This is a genomic window from bacterium, from assembly GCA_037143175.1.
Lineage (GTDB): Bacteria > Verrucomicrobiota > Kiritimatiellia > CAIKKV01 > CAITUY01 > JAABPW01.
Window position 1 is genome coordinate 136,554 of the sequence record JBAWZF010000002.1, and the last position, 26,483, is coordinate 163,036.

The following is a 26,483-nucleotide window of genomic DNA, read 5'->3' on the forward strand; positions in this document are numbered from 1 at the left end:
TGGGGAAATTTAATTCTACCCCCGCTTCGACAATACGTCCCGCTCGTACTGGCCAACCTCATCCAGCCAAGTCTGGCCTACCGGCACATCCTTGCTGAGGCAAAGCCAATCCCACACGGCGCCAAACGGCAGGGTCTTCATCTCTTCCATCAAGCCCATCCGGCCGGCATTGTCACCCTTGCGCTCCAACTTGGCGAGGATTGCCGCAGGATCAAGGAGTGCGAACAGAATCGCCTTGCGCGTCGCACGCAGGCCAATGACATAGGCCGCAATGCGGTTAATACTGGCGTCAAAATAATCCGTTGCAATCGCCACACGGTCCCAGGCATTGCCACGACCAATTTCAAGAAAGAGATACTGCAGATCGTCGCCGAACAGCACCACATGATCACTATCCCACCGCATCGGGCGGCTGACATGCAGGAGCAGCCGCTTATGGAACTGGAGCGCACTCGAAACCTTGTCGTGAATCGTCTCTGTCGGATGGTAATGCCCCATATCCATGCAAAGCCCAACTCCACGGCTCAGCGCATATCCATTGTAGTACTCAGAGGAACCGACCACATACTCTTCGCTACCGATCCCGAACAACTTGCTTTCCACGTAATCCACACACAGCGACTTGCTAACGGACTTCTCGTTCGCAATCGCCTTATCCAGCGATTCCGTTAACAACTCTCGCGGGGTCCAACGATCCGCGGGGAAGTCCTTGGAGCCGTCAGGAATCCAGTGATTGACCAGACAGGGCTCGCCCTGGGAACGGGCCATGGCGGCAGCAATCTTGCGGCAGGCGATGGCGTGCTGGACCCAGAACGCCCGGATGGCCGGATCGCGGTGTGACAGCGTATAGCCCTCATTGGCTTTGGGATGGGCAAAGAATGTGGGATTGAAATCAAGACACAGTTTGTGCTGTTTCGCCCAGGCCATCCAGTTGGCAAAATGCTTCGGCTCCAGCGCGTCACGGTCCACAGCCTTCCCCGCCGTTTCGGCGTAGCAAGCATGGATGTTCAGACGCAGCGTGCCGGGCACGAGTTCCAGAACCTTGTCATAGTCGGAACGGGCCTCGGCCGGTGTCCGGGCGCGTCCGGCGTGATTCCCGGTGGCCATGATGCCACCGCCATTCAAGGCACCTTCTTTCACCTCAAAGCCGCCCACATCATCAGCCTGCCAGCAATGCATGGACACAGGGATGGTCAAGGCCTGGCGAATCGCCTTGTCGGTATTGATCCCCAACTCCGCATAGCGGGCTTTCGCCATGCCATACATCTTTTCCAAATCTTTAGAATTCATAATTCTCCTTGAAGGTTGCGGTGAAAAATATCTTACCCGACGAATAATGCCAAGCGATTATCGCCTCTCATGCCTCAACACAAACCAGTCACCATCTCGCTCGTATAGATCAAACCAGATCTGGTCATCATCACGTACTTGATGGCGCAGAGTGGCCGTCTTAGCGATCTCGACCCCATCCAGATCCTGATTGAAATAATAATTACCGACGCGGGTGACCTCAGCATATCGCCAACGTTCTTCGACACCCGGCTGAGGGGGCGACACTTCGACATGATTGAGTTTGGCGGGATGTACCGGCGTAAAACACAGGTGATAGATGTACCCCTGGAACAGCCGAGGAAACCGCGCTGACCGGACGTTAGGCTGACAAGCCAGATAGCGCATGACGTCGGGCACGCCCTGTTGCAGATATTCTTTGAAGTAGAGGTTATTCCGCACCAGTCCTTTGACGGTCTTGACCGTAGACTGCCCAAGATAGCAGACAAGCAGGATAGCGAACATCGGCGCTGCAACCCGAAGCGGGATGCGGCAAAGCAGATACCAAAAAGCCGCGCACCCCAGCGATGTAATCAGGAGGGCATGCGCCAGCAAATGGGTCATCCTGGAGGTGTATAGTTCCTGAGTAAATATGGCGCCCACGATCGGCGCGAGCAGAAAGCCCGCCAGTATCCAAAGCGAGACACGCCGCCAGTGCCTGACATCATCAGGGCTATTTGGCCGTCCTAATAGTATGAGCAGACGCCTTGGGATAAAGACGGCCGCAAGCAGAACGAAAAGCCCGAGCAGATAGAAGGGTGCAAGACTGTGCTGAATATGCGACACCAACGGGATCTGGTGAAGTGGCAACATCGCCGGGGCTTTAAAAAGAAATAATAAAGACTGATATTGGCAGTAATTGTGCCAGAAATTTTGCCACATGTGATCACCAAAGAACACACATTCGCGATGCAGTCGACCTATGGTGGCGGGATTGTGGACTCGTGTCAAAACGGCAAGAAGCATAAAAAAAGAATACACCCCGCCCATCACCAGAATTCGCGGCCAGTTTTTCCGATTCCACAACAGAACGCCAACCCCAACCATAAAGGGCGCGAAGAAATACTGGGACAGGTATTGGTGCGTCCAAAGAAACAAAACAAAACCCGTCAGAATCGCCGTCCCATAGACACGAATACGCCCCGCTTGAGAGGTAAACAGGTGAATCATCAGTAAGAGCCCCGCCACTTGGAAAACGGTGACGAACCCCGGGCTTACCGCCCAACGAGAAAAATAAATATTCCAAGGGGATACCGCAAAGATCAAGGCGCCGAAAAGGCCGGCAGCGCGACTCCTGAAAAGACGATATAACAGGAGCCCGAACAGGGGGATGGCAGCCACGTTCAAAAGTGCGCAAGGAAGTCGGGCGGCAAGCTCAGTGGTGCCCAGAAGCGCCACAAACGGCATGGTGATATACGATGGCAATGTTGAGGGCGAGTCCCCGAACTGCCGTGAGTTTAAGGGCCACCGGTCACCGTGATGTTCGGCCCCCGTGGTAAGCAGACTCCAGGCATCATACAGGTCTACCGCCTCATCCTGCCCGAATCCCCCCGGGTAATTCCCCAGCTTGTAGAGTCGTAATGCGGCACCCAGCATGGTAAGTAAAATGAGGGCAATGAGAAAACCGTGGGGGCGCCCCGAAATCAAACGCCATGAAGAATCGCGCAACGTCATATGGCTTCCGATATAATCGTTTGGGAGAAAATGCTTAGAACCGGCAGCTCAACCCGGCCCCATAAGCTACATAGCTCATGGTCATGACGAAGGGACCGCCACTCGCGCCGTGGCCATGCCATTCGCCGGTAATATCATCGACCTTCACGGTCTTTGCAAAAAGATCGGCCGACAGGTTCTTATAAAGTCGCACGCCTAAACCACCGCCCAACTCAAACCCATGCACACTACTTGTGGCATCCACCCATCTGTGCCCATTATCACCCCAGGAATTCGGAATAAAATCAGCCTGATAAAAAGCATAACCGACCTGTGCATAGGGGGTAAAACGAGTCTCATTATCCCAAGCGGCCTGCACATATGGGACAAAGCCCTTAATCTCTTCATCCCCATCGCCGCCAGCTGCATCCGGGACCCCATCCCCATTGATATCATCCATCGTCCGGGCTGTAACATGGTCGTAACTTACACCAAGCCAGATCGGGGTATGGGGAAGGCGGGCTTGAATGAAAACTTTATCCGGCGAATTGTCCTGAACCTCGGAGATTTCGGTAATGGTCCCGAAAAATGAACCGTTCATGGGTGTGCCGCGAGTCGTGTCCGACAACTTGACCTGCAAGCTCCTTGTACCCACTTGAAAGGAGGGATGTTTCCACGTATCAACAAAAAACTGGTCGCCTTCCGTAATCACCATTTCCTCGGTGGCGGGTGCAATAACGACATTGGTGTGCGCTTCCACAACATGTGTCACGGGCACAACCGCCGCATTTGTGGCAACATGCGCAGTTCCATTCGTAGCGCCATGCGCAGGCATATTGGTGGCAATATGAACCACTGCAGCAGCAGTCTGATGCAAGGGAATATTAGTCGTCACATAAGCGGGAACAGTCTCGGTAACCACAGGAACGGCAACCGGCGTTACTGGCGCAGGCTCCACAACGGGTGCCGTAGCAGGCGCCTGTATGTTCTGAGCAAGCTCCTGCGCCTGCACTCCACTCACAAAAGACAATAGGCCGATCACAATCACCAGGCTGACACACTTTAACACGCCCATAACTTAGCTCCTATTCCTTGTATTACTCACTAATAAGAGCCGAACTTATACCATAGCTCCAGTTAAAAACAAGACTGATTACGTCGCCTATCAAACCATGCGCGATGTAATTCCTCTGCATTTAAGGAGCCGTAGCAATTTCATAAATTGTCCAGGCACGACGCACCCGCGGATTCACAATCTCGAGCTTGAGCCCAGATGTTATGACAGGGGCAGGCAGATCCACACGGGTCATTTCCCCCCCATAAACAGGATGTCCATTTTTAAACATGAAGGGAATGGAAAGACATGACATGGGATCCGGCAGCCGAACCCATTTCCCTTCTGAGCGAAAGTAAACATGAACAGTATCAGGACAATCCTGAATAAATACACCATGGTTCAGCAGAATGTGGCTGACTTTCTGCGGCTCAGGCCATTCTACTGACACCCACATACCTGGTTCTTGATGGAATCCTTCAGAGCGCCAAAATAAATCGGGTGTATTGAGCCGTCCCGTCACATTTTCAGGGCTATGACTGGCATCTCCTTTAGAAAACATGGCAGACGTCACATTCCCCAGGGATGACGCGAAATCGGTATAGACCTTATAGGCACCACAGTCCCGGACACGACAGGTTACCTTCGCCGACGCCAAGTCACGCTCGAAGATTGCGGAGGTAAACCGATTGTCCATGGAAAGCACATAGGCCACATTCGTGGATGGGTCAACCAGTGCGACCTTGTAGGGCAACGGCCAGGAGGGGAATCTTTCATTATATAACTGGGCGCAGATAATCCGCTCATCTGTGGCATAGGTCAGGCGATAGGCATCTGCATAAACTGAATAAGCACGCCGGATCCCCCGCTCATCCAGATACTTGATCACCGGCTTTAAATCATGCGATTTTAGTTGAACCCCAAACGCCGGATCGCTCCAGTGCTTCAGCACACTCCACCCATTATAAACATTGATCGTCAGCATGAGCATTGTGAGTCCGGCCACAATCCGCCGGCCAATCCGCCCCGAATGGCAGTAAAAGTATCCCACCAGAAATGGTAAGGACAACGCGATGAGTGTCAGGTAGCGATAGGTATGTGATGCCGATCTGGCACTGAAGAGAAACATCACCAGACAGATCCATGATGCCCCCGTGAACACAAGTCCGGCATCCAGTGAAGGCCAACACTCATGACGCCATCGCTTCCAACCTACGCCCAATGCCTTCAAAGTTACTGCCATGAGAAATAGAAGCCACAGCAGGCCATAGCCCAAACTCATGGATGGGAAAAAATCAATCCGCTCAAGGCTCCCCGGAACCACGGGAGACCCAAACCCCAAAGCCGCTGGCAACGTGGTCTTTAGGGTTGGCGACACGAGCCCGTCAAGCGCCACACTCCAGGACTCCATTCGAAATACATTACCACCCGCTCCGTAGTAATAATTGGCCATCCAGTGCGGCATCAATCCCGCCATCACACCGATCAAGAAAAGCGGCAGAGTCCATCTTGCCGAACGCCAGTTACGGTTCAGGCCTATCATAGCACCGACCATAACCAGAATCGGGATGGCCAGCATCGTTACACTGCAAACCAATCCACCAATAACACCGATTAAAACCGCTTTACCTTTTGGAGCGATTTTGGACTCACTGCTCACTTGAGAAAGCCAAACCAAAAATATTGAAAAGAAAATGAGAGAAGGGTAGCCAGGCAAAGCCATGCCGAACTGCAAGACCAGAAGCAAAGGAGACCCGAAAAGCAACAAAAGCACTCCTGGCCAAACATCAGAAAATCGGCCCCACCTGCGAAGGATTAACCACGCCATAAGCAACGCGATCGACCCCATGCCAAAGGCCAGCACACGAGCCCCAAAGGCGGTTTGGGGCAGGAACTTGCTGAATGGAGCCATAAAATAGGCTTCAAGGGGAAACATATAAGGCTGAGCCATCATCAGAAGCGGAAATTCACCGCGGACAATCTGATTAGCTTGTAGAGCGATGATACACTCGTCATCAATCGCCGGCATATTGGAACAACCTGACCAAAACAAAACAAGCCGTACCATAAGCGCCAGCCCCAGCACCACAGCTATCGAAATCCCCCATCCATATCGATATTTCTGCACCCCTCACCATCCTGTCCCGAGTATCTTATTCGCTTTGCGTTTTTCGCCAGCGTAACCGGAGACAAGCTAGGTAAAGTAGGTGACTAAGTCCATTGAATATCTCAAACGGCGGAATTTTTGATGCACCAGCACGACGGTCCTCAAAGCAGATAGGCACTTCTTTCATCCGTGCCCCCACGCGGGATAGCCGAAACACAATTTCCATGAAAAAACTATACCCGTTGGATTTGATCGCACCCAAGTCTACTCGGCGCAGGAAATCTACCCGAAACACCCGGTACGACGTTGTCATTTCGTGCAAGGGTATACCCAACAGCCGCCTGGCACCCCAATTTGCCAACTTGCTCACATAACGCCGATATCCATCATAATTACATGAGCCCCCCGCCATGTATCGCGATCCGGTCACAAAATCGCTATCGCCAAGGGCTTTCAAAAGCCGGGGAATATCTTTCGGATCATGTGAAAAGTCGGCATCCATGGTAACCAATGCTTCGTAATGCAGGTTTTTGGCATACTCCATAGCCCACTCATGCGCACTCCCCAGGCCCAATTTGCCGGGTCTATGACTGACCTTGAGGCGAGGTTGATTCAAAGCGAGTTCGTCCAAAATCCGACCGGTTCCATCGGGCGAATTGTCATCAACGACCAGCATATCGCAATCAGGATTCGAGCTCAGGATTTGCGTGCATAACGAGGCAATATTGTCACTTTCATTGTAAGTGGCCGTAAAAACTAATGTTTTATTCATAAATTTGGAATTCTCATCATATCAAGGAATTAAACTTTTGCACCTCTGATATGAATTATCGTTCCTCGTGATACTCGGACTCCGTGTTGGCATCCCAAGGGCTGCAATCCTGCCCCATGAGTTTCCGTGCCGCAAGCCAGCCGGAAAGAATGGAGTGATCCATGTTGTTGTAACGGAACATCCCGCCACGCCCAGCCACCTGCAGATTGGAGAGCCCCGATAGCAAGGACCGTGCATGACTGATCGCCTCTTGATAGGGCCCGGTGTACATCGGGTAGGCATTACGGACACGGCACACACACCCATCCTTGATCGCCGCGTTACCACCGAGCCCGATGGCTTTGAGTTCCAGAGCTGCGAGCTCAAGAAGTTCCTCATCAGGTGTTTCCCAAAGTGCATCACCTTCCGTACAGAAATACTCACAACCAATCGGCGTATGAGCCTGCGTGGGGGTCATCCATCGGCTCCAATTCTTGAAATTCTGAACCCTTCCCAGTTTGACGGTGGGATCATGGACATATATCCAAGTATCCGGAAAAACGTCAGCCTGGTCGAGGATGAGGTTAACAGAGATGAAATCGCGGAACCGCATGTTCCGGGCTGTGGTTGCCACCTCAGGCTTGTCAGGGAAAAGAAGGGTCAACGCATCCGGCAGAGGAATGGTAGATACGATCACATCTGCTATGTGCTCAGTGTGAAGGCCTTCCTTCGTCACCTTCACACCGGTCACTTTTCCGTCTTGATGCCGAAGTCCCGTAACTTGATGTCCGGTCAGAATGGTTCCGCCTGCCGCCCTTATTTGCTCAGCAACAGCCTCATACATCATTCCCGGCCCGTATTTTGGATAATCGAACTCCTCAATCAGCGAGGTCTCCTTGGCCTTGGTTTGAATCAGGGCGTTTCGGATCGCCTCCCACAGGGACAGTCCCTTAATGCGCTGTACCGCCCATTCGGCCGACAACTCGGTAGTGGGAATGCCCCAGACTTTTTCGGTATAGGACTTGAAAAAGGTTTCAAATAACCGCTTGCCAAACCGGTTGGTCACCCAGTCGGCAAAGCTTTTTTCAGGACGGATTGGCTTGATTTTGTACCGCAGGAAGCTGAGAAACCAGAGTGCAGAAGGGCCAATCCCGGCATTTTTAAGAGCATCCTTAATGGCTATCGGATACTTGAAAAACCGGCGGTTATAGTAGATTCGCGACAATCTGGGGGTTCGTTGAAAATCCGATTTCAGCGCGGCATGCCACCAGGCTTCCACCTCACGGTTCTTGGTAAAAAAACGGTGCCCACCCATATCAAATCGGTAGCCATGATGTTCGGTCGTTCGGGAAATGCCACCAACAATATCGTCCCGTTCAAATACAATAACCCGATGGTTATTCTGCGCCAGTTCAAACGCCGCCGCCAGCCCCGCAGGGCCGGCACCAAGCACAATCGCGGTTTTGATAATTTCTTCCTTCATACTTTTTTCTTTCCCTATGTAGGTTTTTACGTTAAAACCTTAAAAACGTTTAATTATTAAGCAGGAAGCACCATGACTTCAACACAAATAGACAAAGCCATCGGCGGACGACCACCTAAGTTCAAAGAAGTTTGTCGTCCCATTACAGTAACTTTGCCTGAACGAATCCTGCAGTCACTGGAGCGGGTAAGCCCCGATCGGGCGCGGGCACTTGTAAAATGCGTCGAAGAGGCCATCGGAGCGCAAAATACAAATAAAACTCCTGTCGAATTGATTGAAGTCCTTAACGGGAAGGCACTCATTGTGGTGAATTCAAACCGATCTCTAAGCAGGATTGAGTGGCTCCGCTTGGTTGAAATCGCACCAGCACGCTATTTATTGGTATTACCACCCGGCATGCCGATTGAGCGACTGGAGGTTGAAATGAGGGATCTTGTTGAGGGACTCGAGGAGAAGGATGAAGAAGAACATCTCCTACTTGACCAGTTACAGAAATTGCTGGTGCAACAACGCCGCAAGAAAACCCTTTCAAAGGGTGAGTTGTTGTTGGCGGACATGACACCATGAATCCAGGGTTACGGGCAAAACTCTGGAACTGGCGCTGGCCATTAGGCGTGACGTTGATCACAGTGATTGGGTTAGTGATAAGGCTTTGCATGGCCTGGGCCATGCGGTATCCCGCCTGTAATGGAGACTTCAGCGTCATTGGACTGATGGCCAAGCATATGGCCGAAGGTACCGATTACCCGGTTTTCGCCTACGGGGTGGCCTATATGGGCAGTCTCGAGCCAGGGCTGGCAGCCTTGTTGGCCAAACTCCTAAACATTGAGGTCTCCGCCTTTATAGTCAATCTTAGTCCCGCCCTGATCGGGACACTACTTCTCCCGTTGTTGTATCTCTTCGGAAGGGAGGCCGGAAGCCGGCGTGCAGGACTGATGGCCATGCTCTACTGTTTGGTCGGCTCGGATACGCTTCTGCATAATTCCGTTGCCCCGCGCGGGGGGTACATGAACGTCATGGTGGGTGGGCTTCTGGCGCTTTGGTTGGCCTGCCGGATTGCCTCCCGTGAAAGCCGGGGGGTGCCTGTCTCATGGCGCACCTACTTCTGGATGGGCCTTGCGGCAGGGGTCGCCTGGTGGGTAACGCAACTGGTGGTTGTGTTCCTTATGGCGGCAGGGGTAATCCTCTTAACCGGGTTCCGCTGGCGAATGGTTAAAGTCGGCTTGATTCCCGCCCTCATCGGGACTTTGCTCGGAAGCCTCCCGTGGTGGCTCTGGAACATTGCGAACCAATGGGGGTCCCTCGATTTCGGCGGCGGAATGGCCAAAGTACCCTTCTCGCAGGGCATTGTCAGTTTCGGGCATATGTTCCTGAGACTTCTTGAAATGGATCCACTCGCCTCCTGGCGCGGCGCCCCCCGACTCATTGTTCTCCTGGGTCTGATGACCTGTTTTATAGCTTTGTTAATCCGGGAGAGAATCCGGGCAGCTCAGGACGACCGCTTTTTCTTCCGCCTGGGCGCCTTACTTCTGGCGGTTTTTATGATAGCCGTCTACAGCACCTCCGGCTTCTCGCGTGTGAATACCACCCGCTATCTTCTCCCTCTCTTTCCCGCCGTGGCAGTGATGCTGGCGGTGGCCTGCAACTGGCTTCTCGAGCGTTTCCGGCTTCCCTGGGGCTGGGCGGCTTTTATCCTGCTCATCCCTCCCAACATCCTGTTACTCCCTAAAATGTTTGATGGCGTACCAGCTGATCGCGCGCGCTGGGAGATGGCGGCCCAGCTCCAAAAAGAGGTAGCCCCTTTTTGCGACGGAAATTTTGTCGGTGATCATTACACCACGCACTGGCTGAACTTTGCCTCGCGTGAACAACTCTGCGTCGCAACCTATCCCCTGGAGCGCTATGCCCCGTATGCCCGGCGGGTGGAATTGGCTGAACGGCGCGCCTACTTGAACGGCTACGGAAATCTGGGCGCCTTCCTGCTGGCCACAAAAAGCGCAGATCGCCAAACGGTCGTGGGTAATATGCTGGTGGATTATGGCCTCATCCCTCCTTCCAATAAATGGCACTATGTTGAACCCGACACTATTTCCACCGTTCGGGATCATCAGGGAAAGGATTGCGGGAAAGTTCTGATAGACTCCGTTATGGATTCCTCTTGGTCCACCTTGCTCAAGTCTGGATCCACCGGAAGTCTCACATTTGCTTTTGGACGTCCCACTCGACTATGCGGGGTCCGCCTGTTCAGTTTGAATAACTCCTATCCCTGGCGTGTCTCCATCGAGGGGCGGCAGGACAAAGATTCACCCTGGCAGTCCTTGATGCCCCCCCTGGGAGTCACCTCCTATTTCTGGTCCGGCCCCTATGTCATGATCGATGGCGTCCAGTATTTCCAGGAATTCCGGTTTGACTCACCAGAAGGCGGGATCAGCGAGATTCGACTGACGCTGTTCGGGCCAATGGAAGGAGAGGATTTCATTAAACTCGGCGAGACACTCTTTATGGAATCCGACAGCATGGCACGAGGAACCGTTGGTGAAGGCTGGGCTAGTACCAACACTCCAGCCACACTAGTGACCCGGGGCGTAACAGCACTTCAGAAGGAAGGGCTGAAACGCTTCTATGCGCCACGCTGGCTGACAGAACGCATTTCGGCAGCAACGTCCAATACCCTGTCGACGCTGCTCCCTTCATTATTCACCCGCTCCATCCATGAGATGGCCGGAGCCGATTCGCGAGATCCCTTCCCTTTGGGTTTCCCCGTAAATACCGGCTTATTCATGGATTCGCGGGATGTGCCAAGAAGCCGTGAGGTGCTTAGGGCGGCAGAGTTGACATGGCGGGAAATCCAGTTGGGCTCAATCACGCTCCTGGCGGTCGAGGCAGACCAACAATCACATGCCGGATCGATGTATTCGCGTGTATTTTGGACGGAGCACGGATGTTTCAGTGCCAATTACTCCAAAGAAAAATCCCAGCTTCTTTATGAGTCAGCCATCAGGGGGACGACCAGCACCAACCACCAAGCTCGCCTCAGCGCGCTCCGGCAGGCAGTACAAACCTATCCACCGCATTACCCAGCCCGGCAGGCATTGGTATCAGCATTAACAGCCGAAGGCCTCGTTTCGGAAGCCAACACGAATGATGCTGTATTGAAAGTCACGACGCAACCAGCCATGCCTGCGGCTGCGACGTTTCGCAATGGCGTTGAACTGTTGGGCGTAACCGTGGGTGACTTGGCGCAGCGGGGACAGACCCTCCCGATCCGTTACTATTGGAAATGCCAGTCCAATGTGACTCCGGAAACATGGGCTGTATTCGTCCATTTCAAAAAGAAAGGCAGTCTGTTTCAGGATGACCATGTGTTGTTAGCGGAAGCTCCGCTTGAAACCATCCGCTATCAGCCTTTCCCAGAAATCCTTGTCGAATCCCGGAATGTGACCATTCCCCAAAGCGCCACCCCCGGTGACTATCAAATATGGATCGGACTGCTTGACCGGCAAACCGGGAACAGGGTAACGGCAACCTCCCTGTTACCGAATAAAAAGAATGCCATAGATCTTCCCGCCCGCCTGACCATTCTACCTTGAGCAAATCGTTAAGGGGCACGGAGATGGCCCGGCGGCACCCCAAAGGCACGGCGAAAGGCTCTGGAAAAATTATAGGGATCGCTGAAACCCAGTTTATCTGACACTTCCTTGATCATCAGTCCTGAATTCTGAATCAATTCCGCCGCCCGATTTAGTCGCAGGTGCAGCAGGTAGCGACTGGGGCGTTCACGGCCGAAACGCTGGAACAGGCGACATAAGTATGCGGGGTCAACATGGCAGGCCTCCGCGACTTCATTTAAGTTCCTGATGGAGAGGTAATGATCCCCGATATACTGCCGACACCGCTGATAGGTGGCGAAAGCGCGCGAGGTGGAAGCCGCGCCACAAGGTGTGGCAAGATCCCCGATCTTGATGATCAGATATTGCGCCACTACGGCGCACATGCGCGGACGGTCGGGATGATCGTCCCGACCATGCCGGATCAAATCCTCAAAAATCTGCTGAACCTGCTCAGGGTGCCCCACTCGCACCACCATCCCTGGGGTCAGCTGACATTCATGCATGAGATCGCGCCCTGCCTTACCACTCAGAACAACGAAATATTTTTTTAGGGGCTGCTCAGGATCGCAGGTGATGTGGTGCTCTATGCCACGACTATAGATGAATACCGTCCCTGTTGTAAGCGGATAGGTTCGATCACGCATCTTGAGTTGTCCCGCCCCCCGCGCAACGAACTCAATAATCGGATGTGGAAAGCCTGCGCGATGAATTGTGTATTCCGGCCGGCATTGCTCAACCCCACCGCTAATAACCGTCAACGGCGCCGGGTCAGAGGGATTCAGTCGCAGATAAAACCGCTGCGCGGAGGATACCTGATCACTAAAATATGTGGGCTCAGCTTTCATCGCCAAAAATTTAGCATTATAATTATGACATTTTACTGTGAAATAAAAGTCAATAAATGACATTCACGCGTCAAACGCAGCCATTGGTAGCAAACAAACGCGTGATATGATCCCCGAAACGTTCACTAAAGGAGCAACTAAAAATGACAACATGGATCGGTGGTTTTCCCAAAATAGGTATTCGTCCCACAATTGACGGCCGTCGCAGAGGCGTGCGGGAGTCGCTCGAAAAGCAAGTCATGGCCATGGCCTTGACGGCCTCCAAGTTTCTCTCCTCCAATCTCAAATATCCCAATGGCAAGCCTGTGGAATGCGTCATCGCCGACTCCTGTATTGGCGGGGTGACGGAGGCGGCCGCCTGTGCCGATAAATTCCGTCGTGAAGGCGTGGGCGTTTCGCTGACAGTAACCCCTTGCTGGTGCTACGGCAGCGAGACCATGGATATGGATCCAACCATGCCCAAGGCGGTCTGGGGTTTCAACGGCACTGAACGTCCGGGCGCAGTCTATCTGGCCGCCTGTCTGGCAGGACACAACCAGAAGGGGCTCCCAGCCTTCGGAATCTATGGCCGTGACGTACAGGACAAGGGCGACACCACGATTCCCGCGGACGTGCAGGAGAAGTTGTTGCGCTTCGCCAAGGCCGGACTCGCCGTCTCCACCATGCGCGGTAAGTCTTATCTCTCCATGGGCGGCGTCTCAATGGGTATCGCCGGCTCGATTGTCGATCAGCCCTTCTTTGAAAGCTACCTCGGTATGCGCGTCGAGAGCATCGACATGTCTGAATTCACACGCCGCATCGACGAGAACATCTTTGATCCGAAAGAGTTCGAGAAGGCCTATGCCTGGACCCGTAAGAACTGCAAAGAGGGCAAGGACATCAACAGCTCACCTCGTGATGCCAAGGGCAAGGATCGCGACTGGCAGACTGTCGTCAAGATGACCATGATTGCCCGTGACCTGATGGAGGGTAACCCCCGTTTGGCAGAGCTCGGATTTGGCGAGGAAGCGCTAGGACACAATGCCATAGCCGGCGGTTTCCAAGGCCAGCGCCAGTGGACCGACCACTTCCCTAACGGCGACTTCATGGAGGCCATGCTAACCTCCTCCTTCGACTGGAATGGCATCCGGGCGCCCAAGGTATTCGCGACGGAAAATGACAGCTTGAACGGTACGGCCATGCTGTTCGGTTATCTGCTAACCAATACCGCCCAGATCTTTGCCGATGTGCGAACCTTCTGGAGCCCCGAAGCGGTTAAGCGTGTGACAGGACAGAAACTGACCGGCTTGGCGGCGAATGGTTTGATTCACCTGATCAACTCCGGCGCCGCCTCCCTGGACGGAACTGGCGAACAGTCCATCAAGGGCAAACCGGCAATGAAACCTTTCTGGGATATCACCGAGGCTGAAGCGGCCAAGTGCCTGAAGGCGACCACCTGGCCGTCTGCTGTGCACGAGTACTTCCGCGGCGGCGGTTTCTCATCCTGCTATCTGTCACGTGGCGGCATGCCCATGACCATGATGCGGGTCAGCCTGGTCAAGGGTCTGGGTCCGATCCTTCAGATCGCCGAAGGCTGGTCGGCGGACATTCCCGCCAAGGTTCACAAGACGCTGAATGAGCGAACAAATCAGACCTGGCCGACAACCTGGTTTGCCCCGCGGCTTACAGGCAAGGGCGCCTTCAAGGATGTCTATAGCGTCATGAACAACTGGAGCGCGAATCATGGTGCGATCAGCTACGGGCACATCGGGGCCGACCTGATCTCCCTGGCTTCGTTGCTGCGTATTCCCGTGGCGATGCACAATGTTGAGGACGAAAACATTTTCCGTCCCAGCACGTGGGGTCTGTTTGGCGAGCAGGATGCTCAAGGCGCAGACTACCGCGCCTGCCAGAACTTCGGCCCGTTGTACGGTTGATCCACTTAGTCAACGACTGAGCAAACACCTCCATTGTCACCAATGGAGGTGTTTGTTTTTTCAAACAACACTTCCAATTCATCTCAAGCCCTGCTATAGGGCTTGAGATGAATTCACAAGTCACTTTAAAAGACGTCGCCAAGGCTGTCGGACTCTCGGAAACGACGGTCTCTCTGGTCATCAACGGGAAGGCCGCGCAACGCGGAATTACCCCTGCGACTCAGGCCCGCGTCTCCGCCGCCATCCGTCAATTGGGCTATCAGCCCGACCCGATCACCCGCCGCTTCGCACTCCATCAGGCTGTGCCGCATGCTGCGGCACAGCCTGATGGAATCTCAAATGGGAGATCTCAGATTGCAGCGAAGGATCCGATCGCACAGCAGATCGGTCTCGTTCTTTCCGTCACCACTCAGACTAACACCCTGGCGCTGATTCCTGGATTGGAGCAGGACCTCACGGCGGCTGGGTATCACCTGAATATCATCGTCACTCCGGCCGACCCAACGTCGGTCCGGGCGCGAATTAGCCAGTTACTCCACGAAGATCCCGCCGGCATACTGGCCTGCCCCAGCGTCTATGCGGTCGTAACAACGGCCGTGGCGACAGCTTGCCCTGAGCTCAGTCGAAGGGTCTGTCCCGTGATCGTGTTGTGGCAAGACGCAGCGAAGGCGATGCTAAGAGCAGTGAGCAGCGGGCAGTTACCAGGGGGCAGCGAGAACAACGAATCCAAAGCGATATTCTCTGAGCCCATATGGCCAAGTTCGCCTGCGGCTCCAGCACCGGCATCGTCCTCACAACCTAGCAACCAATTTCGCCAAGACGGCTCGGCAGGGACGCCTCGCCCTACCCAAATACAAGAGATTTTCCAAGGTAGGGCGAAGCCTCCGGCTGAGCCGATGATTTTTCAACAGGCTGCTAAACCAGTCATATCCATCGTGGTTCCGGCCCCACCGCCTTCAAAACCGCCACCGATCATTGTCGAAACACGGCCCCAAGCGCCAACCATCACTCCAGACCCAACGCCCATAGAAACGCCGCAATCACAGGAACCCGCAGCAGTAATCCCAGAACCGGTAACCGCAGAAACCCCACCGGTCACACCGGCTTCAACACCAGAGACAACTGCAACTGAATCTTCAACACCGGCTCCAGAACCCATCACGGACTTCGAGCCTTTTTCATCGCCAGAGCCAGTCATTGAAGAAGCTCCAACACCGGAACCAGCGATCGAGGTAACATCACCAACCTCACTACCAATGGAAGAAGTCGCCGAGATCCCAACGCATGAACCCGAACCTGTATCGGTTCCGGTCATCATGCCGGAGCCGGTGGTGAATCCACCCATAGAGGAAATTCAGTCACCTGAAACGCCTCTCGACCCAATACCAATGTCGCAACCAGATACGCCTGAGGCGCCTCCAACGGCACCGCCGCCGGAGCCAGTCATTGTTGAAGAATCGCCAACACCGGAACCGGTGGTCGCAACACCGATACCGGAGCCCGAACCGACGCCCACCCCAGTGTCCGAACCGCCACCCGTAACGCCAGCATCGGAACCGGCCGTAGTGGATGAACCGCCCCCGACACCTAAACCGATCTTTACAGAAACACCGGTAGCGACACCGATCCCTACGCCAGACCCGCCCCCCATCATCGCGCCAGATCCGGTGGCGGCTCCACCCATAGTGAAAATTCCCCCACCGGAACCGCCCCACCCCGAACCAATACCTGTGGTACCGACTCCGCCACCCGTGGTCATCGAGGAACCGGCCCCCATTGGTAACCCAAATCCGGTGACAATGGAAGAAGGCGGAGAATCGATTCCAGACACCGAGGAAATAGCAACTGAAGCGGATGTTCCAACCCCCGCAATGACTGATTCTCAGGATAAAACGGACGGTATTTGATGGAGCATTTCGAAACGACACAAATTTATCTCAAGCCCTAATAGCGGGCTTGAGATAAATTTCACCGCATCCTCTGGATCACAACTCTGACGTCTCTAAGCGTTGCTTTATCGCTCGCCACCCTGGGCTAAGTTTTTCCAACTCAGCATAGAACTCTTTGTCGTGACGAGGATGCTTGATATGGCAAACCTCATGCACGATCACATAGTCAATGCACGGCACCGGGGCGCGAACCAATTCCGGATTCAGATACATGCGTCCGTCAGAATGAGTACTCCCCCACCGTTTAGGCATGTCGAGCAAATGCAACTTGGGTTCCGGCAATCCACGCGTGACGCACCAGGCTCGCCATTTCAGAAGGCGTCGCTCAAATTGCTCCTTGGCCTTCACCCTCATCCAGCCGGAAAGTAAGACGGACACCGCGATGCTGGTATTGGATGGTAAACTGATATGCAGGTAGCCCCCCCGCAACTTTACATCCGGCTTGGCTGCCAGAGAGATTTTCAGGCGGTATTGCCGCCCCAGATAACGATGGGTCGCCCCGGTGCAATACCGCCGTGCCGGTCGCTCCACACGCAGGGCCAGAAAATGACGGCGCTGCCGCATGATCCATAAAGACCGTTTCCGAATCTTGTCCTGTATCTCGGGAACTCCGGCGCCCAAAGGAGCAACCACCTCCACAGCGCCATTCGGTAGCACACTGATCGCCAACGTATGCCGCTTAGTTCGCTTCAAGAAACACTGCCCAATGACCGTGGAGATCTTTTGCATTTACACATCGTCCGGACGGTTTCGGGCAATCTGAAGGCAGGACTCAATCAGCGCATCCATCTGCTCCAGGGAAAGAGTGATTCCCTTCAATTTCTGGAGTTCAAACAGAAAATCATCCATCTGGTTCCGCATACGGTTCTGGGCGTCCGAGTTATCCCGCCACCGAACCACCGCCTCTGCCCGAATGATGGCCTCCAGTTTCAAGCTCATCTCCGCACGAATCTGATCAATCGCGGCATCCCGTGCAACCGCCGCAGACCCGTATGAAGGAGACCCCTCCCTCACGCCAGGAGTCATTTTTTCCGAAACCGCTCCATAGAGCGCCTGGGCAAAGTCATTGCCATCGAGGGAGGCCGGCATATCCGACTTCCGGCGATCCCGCACACGCTCCATGATCTCCTTCACCTTGGCCAGGTATTGGGCATCCGTGATACGCTGCTGCTTGTACTCGGCAATCGTCTGCTCCAGCAGCAGGGAGAATTTCCGATAGAAGAACGGATCTTCCTCCATCTTTTCGGTGATCGTCTTTTTCGTCCGATTGGCGATGATGTCGGCCTTGGCCCTCGGGGATCGCGCCTTATCGACTTCCTTTTCGAATGCCTGGCGTTCGAAGATATTTACAGGGTCCACCACCTGAATGACCTCATCCGCCTGAACATAGGTCGCCAGCATCTTCTGGATTTGCGCCTCATAGTCCCGGTAATCAATCTCCTCGGCATACCGAATCTTCACGGAGGCACGCAGCTTCTGAAAAAACATCGCATCCTTCTTGTAACGCTCGACCTTATCGTCCGGCGTGGCAATTACCCACTGGATACTGGAAAGCCCCATTCGCAATACACGGCAGAACTTGGATAGCTTGGTGTAGTAATCCTCCCGCCGCTCAGGCTTCTCCAGCGACAGCTCAAAGGCCTCCTCATCCTTCTTGTTGGTTACTTCCCGGAACAAGTCCCAGAGCGCGTCATGCAGTTTAGGCAATGCCTTGAGCGCCTCCGTCAGATCGGTCAGCGTCCCTTCCAGATCTTCCTCATCGAACTTGCCGTCCAAGTCGCTGTAAAGCTCCAGCGCGTCATGCAATTGCGTGACAACCCCGTAGTAGTCGATGATATAGCCGAAGTCCTTGCCGGTGTGCAGCCGATTCACGCGGGCAATGGCCTGGAGAAGTGTATGCTCCTTCAGACTTCGCGCAATATACAGCACCACATTACGGGGCGCATCGAAACCGGTCAGCAGTTTATCTACCACGATGACGAGCTCAGGCGTCTCAGACTTCTTAAACGAGTTGATAATCTGGCGGTTATATTCCTTTTCGGAACCATACTTCTCCATCATTGCTTTCCAGAATCGCTCGACGCTCTCTTCTTTAATCACCATGACCCCGTCATCGCCTTCGATCTCCTGGGGACCGGAAATGACCACCTCACTGGTTACCTTTCCGAATTCGTCGAAGAACCGTTTCAGGATCAGAGCCTCCTTCTTACCGGAAGCGGTCAACTGCCCCTTGAAACCCGTGCCTGCCCATTGTGTCGAAAAGTGCTGTGAAACATCCCACGCGATCAGGTACAGCCGGCTTTCCAATCGGTTAAGTTCATCGCGCGATGCGAATTTCCGCTTCAAGTCGGTCTTCTGCGCCGGTGTCAGGCCCTTGCACATAGCCTCGAACATGGCATCCACGGCCTTCTTATTCACATTCTGCATGATGTGGCGGCCTTCATAGAGGAGCGGAACTACCGCCGCATCGGCCACGGCATCGCGAATGGTGTACGCCGGTTCGATGAAGCCGCCAAATTTCAGCGCCGTGTTTTTCTCCTTCTTCATCAGCGGCGTTCCGGTGAAGCCGATAAAACAGGCCTTTGGCAAGGCTTTACGCATGCGGATGTTGGCCTCCCCATATTGGCTGCGATGGCTTTCATCCACGAGGACGAAGATGTCGTCATCCTCATTCTTGAAGTTATCGGCAACATTGGCGGCCGCCCGGAACTTATCAATCACGGTGGTGATCACGGCCACACGCTCATTCTTCAACAACTCTTGCAGGTTTTTCCCAGTCTTGGCCATGCGCGGCTCCTTGCCGCACTGATGGAAGGTCTTCCAAATCTGCTCATCGAGATCGACACGGTCCGTAACGATCACGATCCGGGGATTCTTGATCTGATCATCCAAAGCCAAGGCCTTGCCCAACAGCACCATCACCAGTGACTTGCCCGAGCCTTGGGTTTGCCAGATTACGCCACCTTTGCGGCGTCCCTCAGTATCGCGCTGCTGTACCCTCTCCAAGGTCTTACGGATGGCGAAATATTGCTGATACCTAGCGACCTTCTTCACCGCTCCGCCCTCATCATAGAGCATAAACTGCCGCGCCAGTTCAATGAGTCGCTCAGGACGGCATAGCGCCCAAATCAACCGGTCCTGTTCGGTCGGCTCCCGAGCCTGGATCGCCATTTCCTCAAATGCCTGCTTGGCATAGGCAAACGCACCCTTGAACAGTTTGTCATGCTCCTCGCGCCGCACCGGCCCATTGATGGCAGCACGCACCTCCGCATCCACATCGCGCATCTCGCGCCACTTCGCCCAGAACTTGATCGGCGTGCCGGTCGTGCCATAACTGCCTTCATTCTTATTCAGGGCCAGAACAAGCTGGGTATAGAGGAAGAGATGAGGGATCTCGTCATTCTGCCAATTCCGAATTGACTGCTTGATGGCCTGCTCCAGTGAATGCTTCTCTTCCGGACGTTTGCATTCGATTGCCACAAAAGGGATGCCGTTCACGAAACAGACAATGTCAGGCCGCCGGGTTTCCTTGCTGCCGGTGCGCTCCACTTCAAACTCCGAGGTGACATGGAAGGTATTGTTACGGGGATTAGCCCAGTCAATAAAGCGAAGTGTAAAACCCTTGGTCACCCCATCAATGGTCTGATCCAGACTCTTGCCAAGAGTCAGCAGATCATAAACCTTCTCACTCGTCCGGACCAACCCATCGAACGGAACCTCCCGCAACGCTTCAATGGCCTTGGCAATATTCTCATCCGAGAACGGCACCGTTTGCCCCTTGAAAGAAATTGAATTGAGCCGCTTTAACTGCCTGCTAAGCACAAACTCCAGCAAGACATAGCGGAGCTTGGCGCGCCGCTCGGCATACACCTCCTCCGGACTCAGGTACGCGTATCCGAGTTGCTGCAGCAGCCGCACGGCTGGGATTTGACTGATGTGGGATTCCTGGAAGGAAGGGTTATTCATATTCACCTATCAGTTTTTTATTGGCCGTTGCGGAACTTTTGCATCATTTTTATGAGGGGCTTCCGGCCCCAGCCATTTCCCGCACATTAGGAAAAGCTCATAGAACACCAGCCATTCGGCCGTCCATGGTATGATTTTATCATGTAGATTGTCGCTCCATCGCCAAGGTTGTTCTCGATGATCGTAGAGGCATAGCGTGCCTTCTCGATAGATGTGTATATGCCCCCAGCTTCCCCGAGGAATTTGTGGTCTCCGAATACGAACTTCCGGTATTCCACCATTTTTATAACTTACTTTGACTGTATAAGTAGCGCAATGCTCTGAAGGTGTAATCTCACCTTCACATTCAAGCAAGTTGTTGTGAAGCGCACACCGGAACCCTGGAAACCGTTTCTCCATAAATGTCTTTTGAAGGACAAAATTGCGGTACTCGGCTGCACGATCACGTTTTTTAATGATTGCTCGATCCATAGAATTTGTGCGCTACATTTACTACACCGATTGCACCCAACACCCCTGCCGATGATGTCCGAACGCCATTTCCCACTAACGCAGCCTTTTCAAGCAGAGCCTTCTTCTTCTCCTCATCCTTGCGCTTGTCATCAAATTCCTTGAAGAATCCGTCGCTCTTGAAGACCCAGTCCCACCTCGTCCTGGCAGAATCTGCATTGTTATTTTCAGTTTTATCCAGTTCACTCAACTCAGCTAGCGCTTCCTGTACATGAACTAGCAATGCAACAACGTTACTATCTGCCTCGGTTTTTGTGATGGCCGGCTTATCCGGATGCGCCAGGTTACAAATACGTTTTGAGCCTAGGAGTCGAATCTTAAGATTAGTCAACAATTCCCTGAACGCGACATCAATACGTTGATGGTAGTTAGGCTGGCATTCACTGACCAGCATGGTCAATTTCATTCCGTTTGGCATGTCCCAATCTGTATCCGGCCGACTACGACAAAATCGCTTCAACAGTTGAACAAGCTGACGGAACTGAGTACCCCACCCGTCTACAATCGCGTTTCGCCCCTCGACTGTGGCATCAAACCATACATTGACTTGAGTTGGATCTGACTTTTCCCATGACTTTTCGCTTGCCAACTCGCGCATAATATCGCCATTTGACTCCAGCCACTTTCGGTAAACAGGAAAGTCCACATGGTGTTTCTCCTCATCTGTATCTGCATAGAAAACCCTAACGCAGTTGGTGCAATTTCGAGGCTGCCGGTTGAACCGGTCATCCTTGAGGGCTTCCCTAACTTTGTCTTTGGCTTGAGCCGCAGTAAGTTCTTCACCATCCTTATTCACCAGCTGGTGCTTCCACAACACCACTCCGTCATCGATGTCATACTCATCATTCACAAACCTAGTTTGGATGACCGTTTGCATAGCAACGGAGCCTTGAGGTTGGAAGCTTGATACACCAATAGTGACTCCGGGTATTTCATTTGGGAGCCTAGCGATTAAGCGGTCGCGATTGGCTTTTCGGTGGGATAACAATTTCTCCCTAAAATCTACACTAAGTCGCACTTTTTGATCGCGAAAACTCTCAATTCGTTCTGAGTAATCGTACATAGTCAGACACCTCCATTATTTTGGCTAAGTTTTTCGGCATAAGCCATCCAGTCAACAGCTGGTACAGTGGCCAGAGATTGCAATTTCCACAATAAGCGAAAGGCGAAGAAAGCAAGGGCGTTGTTGGATGGACCGTATGTATATGCCCCCGCCCCCGCAAATATATCAAATGAAGCACCAGTCGCAGCAAAGCCGCAATCAATCTCACTATCCCCAGTGAGCCCCGCATGTACCGTTCGGAAAGCATCACTAAAGCCTTCCTTCCAGTCCACTTCAATGGCCAATATGCCCGCCACAATGTCGAAGTGTTTCTTGGCCGGATAAACCCCTCCGGCATGGTGAATCTCTACTGACGTGCGTTTTAGTTTTCGCACAGACGCAGCCTTTTCGGCAGCGTACTCCAGATAACCTTTATCAATCTTCGGCTTACATTCGAAAATAGCGTAGACGGCTTCAGCAGGGACATACCGGTGCTTGTCATTATCAAGCAATGTGGGAGTGTATTGACGGTCAAATACCACAACATCAATTGAATGGCTTACACTACCGAGCGAGTCTAAGACAATGGCTTTCTCCACCGTGTACCGATTCGGCAGGTACTTTCGCAAGAAATCAATAAAATGTTGCTCATTTACTTCACCGCGATCACCGGCATGAATGATACGCGCAGAGGATTGGAGTTTGGTGACCAAGCATTGCTGCTCAGTAGCAAAAGCTTCGCGCAAGAACTGTTCGTTTGTAGGTATGTTGGTTTGGTCAGCCATGTTTTTCCGTTCTGACGCGAATAGCGCCGGTTAGCAATTTTTGCATCAGCCCGCGCTTCTGCTGGTCAAGGGCATCCCGCTTAGCTCCCAAAAGGAGAAGTTCTTGATCACAAGTATCAAGTATGTCCGCAATCCTCTGCTGTTTCTTGATATCGACGGGTATGGTTACTTCTATGGTCGCGAAGGCTGGGAACTTGAGGTTAGGAAATAACTTACTTACCGCCAACCCTCTTGCGTTGAGCGTTTGAGAGTAATGGTGAATCGTTCCAAATTGAGCCCCACTCACATCGCCAGTTTGCATGAACGGAATATCGCCACCAAAAAAACTTGGATCATTGCGCGGACGATGAGAAAAACGCCCCCTTTCGATATTGGCCCATTCTCCGAGCAAATTGATCTGCCAATTCGTTTTAGGCTTCATACCCCACCCTTCTTCCCGCTCACTATCTTCCCTTTCAACTGCTTCACCTTCGCAACAGCTTTCCGGGCACGCTTCTTCACGGGCTTCGGCTGCTCATCCTTTTCCTCCGAATCCCACATTTCTCTGTAGGCGTTGATGTATTCCGCCGTGGCAACAGGATTTATGAAGAAGTAGTGGCGGCAGAGTTTTTTGTAGAGTTGGAGGGCTGGTTCATAACAGCAGAAGGAGAGCAGGCCGTCGAGGGTGTGTTCGATGTGATTGGTATCGCGACTGCTGGATCGCAGGATGTCATCTACGATTGAAGTGTACGCCAACACGGCTTGCTGATTCAAAGCCTGGAGTTGCTCTGCCAAGCCTCTGATGGATTCAAACATGTCGTCGTAGTCGCTCATTTCAGCACCTCCCAATGGCCCAGTTTGCGTCCGCCAGTACGAAGAAGCTGCTTCGCATCTCTCAAAGTGGCGATTTGCTTTCGAACGGCACGCCCGCTAATGCCAAGTTCTTCACCAATCTGCTCCGTGGTGACTGCCGGGTTCACCGCCATGAGAGCCAGTATTCTCTCGGCGGTCTTACCGGAACTTTCCTTTAGGAACTTTCTTTTAGGAACTTTCTTTCGGGAACCTGACACCTCAACTATTTTCAGAGCTTCGATTGAGGATGGCCGGTTGAATGAAACGATAAACAGACTCCCGATTTCGCGAAAAACAACATCGGGAGCATTCTTGAGTATCAATGGCATGCCGCGCCCCCAAGCCTCCACCATTTCGATACGACGAAACAAATCGGCAATCAAGGGATTGCGTCGCTGCGAAACATGCCCTTTGCGCAAGTCATCCAGCGTCAGGCAACCATATAAAGTTCCAGGATTCCGGATTTCGACGCGATCCTTGAAGATCGCCACCTGCACGTAATCCGGGTCGCAGTAATCACGATGGCAAAAAGCATTGATGATAGCTTCGCGCAAAGCATCTACTGATACCTCCGGCACGTCTACCCGATACAACCCATTGAGCCGCATCCCGATGTGAATATTTTTAAGCACAAACCGTTGCGCCTCTTCGATCAATTCCAAAATGTCGCCCTGGATATCGTGGCGGTCAATAATCATCGCACTATCGGTCGTTCCAAACACCGCACAGCGTAGCTCCATCGGGGCCGACTTGGCAAAAAACAGGGCTGCTGCGTTCAGCAGCTTCCCGGCTTTGAGCAGACCAAGCTTTTCGACCGCATTAGCCGGCGTATCCCAACTAAGCCCGGCTCGATCAACAAACCGCTTCAACTTTTCAACGTCAAGATCCGCAACACTCAGTCCACAAATTCTATTATCCCAACGCAGTAGTTCACTGTTTTTCGCCAGAATCAGTTTTTCCAGCGCTTTGACACTCAATTGCCGGTCTTCATCTGCCACGCGCATATAGGCACGGCCATGGGAATGATACGGCGCTTCATGTCCGTCAAACGCTACTTTGATGCAGTGACACCCATCAACTATCTCAAGGGTGACATGGGGGTATATTTTGGGCTCGATATGAGCGGCTATGGCCTGCGACACATCGCGCAGTGTCTTTTCGTTTACTTCGAGCCCAACAGCTTTCCCGTCATTGCGAATACCAAACCACAGTTCACCATGGCCATGTTTGTTGAGAATGGCGGAAATGGAACCCAGCCCGGCTGTAAGCTCAGCCAGACTTTTCTTGAGTTCTATGGTTTCCGTTTCTTTCACTTATCGCCTTTCTCCAAGCGGGCTAAGTTTGAATGGGCGGTAAGAGTCTGCATCTGGCGGATGGCGATTTGATTAAGGCGTTTGAGTCGCTCCCCTTGGGGCAGGTCCATGTGAATGAACTCGGCATTCATGCCTTCGATATTGGCCAATACCAGCAATTGCTCAATAGCCGCATAGTCACGCATATTGCCATCCAGAGAGGGATTGGCCGCCCGCCACTCCCTGGCCGTCTGGCCGAAAAGCGCGACATTCAATACGTCTGCTTCATTGGCATACGTGAAACTGATTTGTTCAGGAGTCAGGGCGGTAGGAATGAGGTGCGCCTTAATGGCGTCGGTATGAATGCGGTAATTTAGCTTGGCAAGTGTACGGTTGAGATTCCAAGCCAGTGACAATCGGCGGTTTTCGTCTTCCTTGAGCCTCTGAAACTCCTTGATTAGATAGAGTTTAAACTCAACCGATATCCATGAGGCGAATTCAAAGGCAATGTCCTTATGAGCGAAGGTGCCCCCGTAACGCCCCGGCTTGGATACCAGACCAATGGCCTCCGTCTTTGCGATCCATTGCTTTGCGGTTAGGATGAAACTGTTGAGCCCTGCCTGTTTTTTAAACCCATCGAATTCGATGGGTTTAAAACCGGGGTTGTTCAAGCCTTCCCATATTCCAAGAAACTCAATGGTATTGCGATTGCGTAACCAATTTTGAATGATGTAATCAGTCCGTTCCGCATCACGGTATCGGGCAATATCAGTCAGGGAAATGTAGTCCTCCCTGTTCTGGGAGACAATGGTAATGGCCGCGCCTTTTACGTTAATCATGGTCATTTTGTCATTTGACATATTCAGACTCCTTTTGCGCGGCAATTACAGTCCCAACTCCTTCAAATACCGATCCATTTTGGCTCGCACGACGACAAGCTCCTTCTCCAGTCCGGCAATCTCTTTCTTCACGGCAGCGAGATCAATCTCTTCCTCTTCCTCAAAAGTATCCACGTAGCGGGGAATGTTGAGGTTGAAATCATTGTCGGCCAATTCCTGCGGGGTAGCGCGATAGGCGTATTTCTCGACCGTCTCAAACTTGCGATAGATGCGGACGATTTTGTCGAGATGCTCATCGGTCAGAATATTCTGGTTCTTGGCGTCCTTATATTCGCGGGAGGCATCAATAAAGAGAACGTCCCCATGGGTCTTGCCTTTGTTAAACAGCAGGATGGCGGCGGGAATGCCGGTCCCGAAGAACAGGTTCGCTGGCAAACCAATAACCGCCTCCAGCAGATTCTCCTCTATGAATTTCTGCCGGATGCGTCCCTCCGCCCCACCACGAAACAGTACGCCATGT

The 26,483-nt window shown here is 52.9% G+C and carries 21 protein-coding genes; 4 read left to right on the plus strand and 17 right to left on the minus strand.

Translation table 11 applies throughout. From position 1 onward, the window contains the following. Window positions 1–15: 15 nt before the first annotated feature. The 6 genes from WCI03_01630 to WCI03_01655 all read right to left on the minus strand — a co-directional run bounded on the left by WCI03_01630 (window position 16) and on the right by WCI03_01655 (window position 8,377). Window positions 16–1,290, minus strand: a complete 1,275-nt coding sequence (locus tag WCI03_01630) for an L-rhamnose isomerase (GenBank protein MEI8138548.1) — start codon at window positions 1,288–1,290, stop codon at window positions 16–18. Between the two features lie 57 nt (window positions 1,291–1,347). Further along, complete coding sequence (locus WCI03_01635; GenBank protein ID MEI8138549.1) at window positions 1,348–3,003, minus strand: hypothetical protein; 1,656 nt, start codon at window positions 3,001–3,003, stop codon at window positions 1,348–1,350. Between the two features lie 34 nt (window positions 3,004–3,037). Then, on the minus strand, window positions 3,038–4,057 hold the full coding sequence (locus tag WCI03_01640) for a hypothetical protein (protein ID MEI8138550.1): 1,020 nt from the start codon (window positions 4,055–4,057) through the stop codon (window positions 3,038–3,040). A 121-nt stretch (window positions 4,058–4,178) separates the two neighbouring features. Then, complete coding sequence (locus WCI03_01645; GenBank protein ID MEI8138551.1) at window positions 4,179–6,164, minus strand: hypothetical protein; 1,986 nt, start codon at window positions 6,162–6,164, stop codon at window positions 4,179–4,181. 25 nt (window positions 6,165–6,189) lie between these two features. Then, entirely contained in the window at window positions 6,190–6,915 is a 726-nt protein-coding gene (locus tag WCI03_01650; protein MEI8138552.1) for a polyprenol monophosphomannose synthase, read from the minus strand. A 55-nt stretch (window positions 6,916–6,970) separates the two neighbouring features. Beyond that, window positions 6,971–8,377 (minus strand): NAD(P)/FAD-dependent oxidoreductase, encoded by a 1,407-nt coding sequence (locus WCI03_01655; protein MEI8138553.1) that lies wholly within the window; start codon window positions 8,375–8,377, stop codon window positions 6,971–6,973. 72 nt (window positions 8,378–8,449) lie between these two features. Here WCI03_01655 and WCI03_01660 point away from each other — a divergent pair, with 72 nt between their 5' ends. Beyond that, the gene (locus tag WCI03_01660; protein ID MEI8138554.1) at window positions 8,450–8,944 is read left to right on the plus strand and encodes a hypothetical protein; all 495 of its coding nucleotides are present in this window, start codon (window positions 8,450–8,452) and stop codon (window positions 8,942–8,944) included. After that, the gene (locus WCI03_01665) at window positions 8,941–11,967 is read left to right on the plus strand and encodes a hypothetical protein (GenBank protein ID MEI8138555.1); all 3,027 of its coding nucleotides are present in this window, start codon (window positions 8,941–8,943) and stop codon (window positions 11,965–11,967) included. The genes WCI03_01660 and WCI03_01665 overlap by 4 nt, the downstream gene beginning before the upstream one ends. Window positions 11,968–11,975: 8 nt before the next feature. Here the strand turns inward: WCI03_01665 and WCI03_01670 are convergent, their stop codons facing one another. Further along, a complete protein-coding gene (locus WCI03_01670) occupies window positions 11,976–12,833 on the minus strand; it encodes an AraC family transcriptional regulator (GenBank protein MEI8138556.1) in 858 nt (285 codons plus the stop codon). 143 nt (window positions 12,834–12,976) lie between these two features. Between WCI03_01670 and WCI03_01675 the strand changes: the two genes are divergently transcribed. Together WCI03_01675 and WCI03_01680 are read left to right on the plus strand one after the other, a co-directional pair. Next, window positions 12,977–14,749 carry an L-fucose isomerase gene (locus WCI03_01675; GenBank protein ID MEI8138557.1) on the plus strand — a complete coding sequence of 591 codons (1,773 nt, stop codon included), beginning with the start codon at window positions 12,977–12,979 and terminating at the stop codon, window positions 14,747–14,749. 107 nt (window positions 14,750–14,856) lie between these two features. Further along, a complete protein-coding gene (locus tag WCI03_01680) occupies window positions 14,857–16,656 on the plus strand; it encodes a LacI family DNA-binding transcriptional regulator (GenBank protein MEI8138558.1) in 1,800 nt (599 codons plus the stop codon). A 78-nt stretch (window positions 16,657–16,734) separates the two neighbouring features. Here WCI03_01680 and WCI03_01685 read toward each other — a convergent pair whose 3' ends face one another. The 10 genes from WCI03_01685 to WCI03_01730 all read right to left on the minus strand — a co-directional run. Then, a complete protein-coding gene (locus WCI03_01685) occupies window positions 16,735–17,427 on the minus strand; it encodes a SprT family zinc-dependent metalloprotease (protein MEI8138559.1) in 693 nt (230 codons plus the stop codon). After that, a complete protein-coding gene (locus tag WCI03_01690) occupies window positions 17,428–20,664 on the minus strand; it encodes an HsdR family type I site-specific deoxyribonuclease (GenBank protein ID MEI8138560.1) in 3,237 nt (1,078 codons plus the stop codon). It lies immediately after the preceding gene. Window positions 20,665–20,673: 9 nt separating this feature from the next. Beyond that, entirely contained in the window at window positions 20,674–21,135 is a 462-nt protein-coding gene (locus WCI03_01695) for a hypothetical protein (GenBank protein MEI8138561.1), read from the minus strand. Then, window positions 21,116–22,237 (minus strand): hypothetical protein, encoded by a 1,122-nt coding sequence (locus WCI03_01700; GenBank protein ID MEI8138562.1) that lies wholly within the window; start codon window positions 22,235–22,237, stop codon window positions 21,116–21,118. The genes WCI03_01695 and WCI03_01700 overlap by 20 nt, the downstream gene beginning before the upstream one ends. 2 nt (window positions 22,238–22,239) lie before the next feature. Next, window positions 22,240–23,001, minus strand: coding sequence for a DUF6602 domain-containing protein (locus WCI03_01705; protein ID MEI8138563.1), 762 nt, complete (start codon window positions 22,999–23,001; stop codon window positions 22,240–22,242). Continuing rightward, on the minus strand, window positions 22,994–23,422 hold the full coding sequence (locus WCI03_01710; GenBank protein MEI8138564.1) for a restriction endonuclease subunit S: 429 nt from the start codon (window positions 23,420–23,422) through the stop codon (window positions 22,994–22,996). Before WCI03_01710 ends, WCI03_01705 begins: the two co-directional genes overlap by 8 nt. Beyond that, a complete protein-coding gene (locus tag WCI03_01715; GenBank protein MEI8138565.1) occupies window positions 23,419–23,814 on the minus strand; it encodes a hypothetical protein in 396 nt (131 codons plus the stop codon). The genes WCI03_01710 and WCI03_01715 overlap by 4 nt, the downstream gene beginning before the upstream one ends. Further along, on the minus strand, window positions 23,811–25,145 hold the full coding sequence (locus WCI03_01720) for an ATP-binding protein (GenBank protein ID MEI8138566.1): 1,335 nt from the start codon (window positions 25,143–25,145) through the stop codon (window positions 23,811–23,813). Before WCI03_01720 ends, WCI03_01715 begins: the two co-directional genes overlap by 4 nt. Continuing rightward, window positions 25,142–25,984 (minus strand): KilA-N domain-containing protein, encoded by an 843-nt coding sequence (locus WCI03_01725; protein ID MEI8138567.1) that lies wholly within the window; start codon window positions 25,982–25,984, stop codon window positions 25,142–25,144. The genes WCI03_01720 and WCI03_01725 overlap by 4 nt, the downstream gene beginning before the upstream one ends. Before the next feature lie 24 nt (window positions 25,985–26,008). After that, the coding region (locus WCI03_01730) for an N-6 DNA methylase (protein ID MEI8138568.1) at window positions 26,009–26,483 on the minus strand (475 nt) is incomplete at its 5' end.

Excerpts from the sequence above, each read along its gene's own strand:
- WCI03_01630 (MEI8138548.1), bottom strand. The coding sequence starts at position 1,290 with ATGAATTCTAAAGATTTGGAAAAGATGTATGGCATGGCGAAAGCCCGC.
- WCI03_01635 (MEI8138549.1), bottom strand. The coding sequence starts at position 3,003 with ATGACGTTGCGCGATTCTTCATGGCGTTTGATTTCGGGGCGCCCCCAC.
- WCI03_01640 (MEI8138550.1), bottom strand. The coding sequence starts at position 4,057 with ATGGGCGTGTTAAAGTGTGTCAGCCTGGTGATTGTGATCGGCCTATTG.
- WCI03_01650 (MEI8138552.1), bottom strand. The coding sequence starts at position 6,915 with ATGAATAAAACATTAGTTTTTACGGCCACTTACAATGAAAGTGACAAT.
- WCI03_01655 (MEI8138553.1), bottom strand. The coding sequence starts at position 8,377 with ATGAAGGAAGAAATTATCAAAACCGCGATTGTGCTTGGTGCCGGCCCT.
- WCI03_01660 (MEI8138554.1), top strand. The coding sequence starts at position 8,450 with ATGACTTCAACACAAATAGACAAAGCCATCGGCGGACGACCACCTAAG.
- WCI03_01665 (MEI8138555.1), top strand. The coding sequence starts at position 8,941 with ATGAATCCAGGGTTACGGGCAAAACTCTGGAACTGGCGCTGGCCATTA.
- WCI03_01670 (MEI8138556.1), bottom strand. The coding sequence starts at position 12,833 with ATGAAAGCTGAGCCCACATATTTTAGTGATCAGGTATCCTCCGCGCAG.
- WCI03_01675 (MEI8138557.1), top strand. The coding sequence starts at position 12,977 with ATGACAACATGGATCGGTGGTTTTCCCAAAATAGGTATTCGTCCCACA.
- WCI03_01680 (MEI8138558.1), top strand. The coding sequence starts at position 14,857 with ATGAATTCACAAGTCACTTTAAAAGACGTCGCCAAGGCTGTCGGACTC.
- WCI03_01685 (MEI8138559.1), bottom strand. The coding sequence starts at position 17,427 with ATGCAAAAGATCTCCACGGTCATTGGGCAGTGTTTCTTGAAGCGAACT.
- WCI03_01690 (MEI8138560.1), bottom strand. The coding sequence starts at position 20,664 with ATGAATAACCCTTCCTTCCAGGAATCCCACATCAGTCAAATCCCAGCC.
- WCI03_01695 (MEI8138561.1), bottom strand. The coding sequence starts at position 21,135 with ATGGATCGAGCAATCATTAAAAAACGTGATCGTGCAGCCGAGTACCGC.
- WCI03_01700 (MEI8138562.1), bottom strand. The coding sequence starts at position 22,237 with ATGTACGATTACTCAGAACGAATTGAGAGTTTTCGCGATCAAAAAGTG.
- WCI03_01705 (MEI8138563.1), bottom strand. The coding sequence starts at position 23,001 with ATGGCTGACCAAACCAACATACCTACAAACGAACAGTTCTTGCGCGAA.
- WCI03_01710 (MEI8138564.1), bottom strand. The coding sequence starts at position 23,422 with ATGAAGCCTAAAACGAATTGGCAGATCAATTTGCTCGGAGAATGGGCC.
- WCI03_01715 (MEI8138565.1), bottom strand. The coding sequence starts at position 23,814 with ATGAGCGACTACGACGACATGTTTGAATCCATCAGAGGCTTGGCAGAG.
- WCI03_01725 (MEI8138567.1), bottom strand. The coding sequence starts at position 25,984 with ATGTCAAATGACAAAATGACCATGATTAACGTAAAAGGCGCGGCCATT.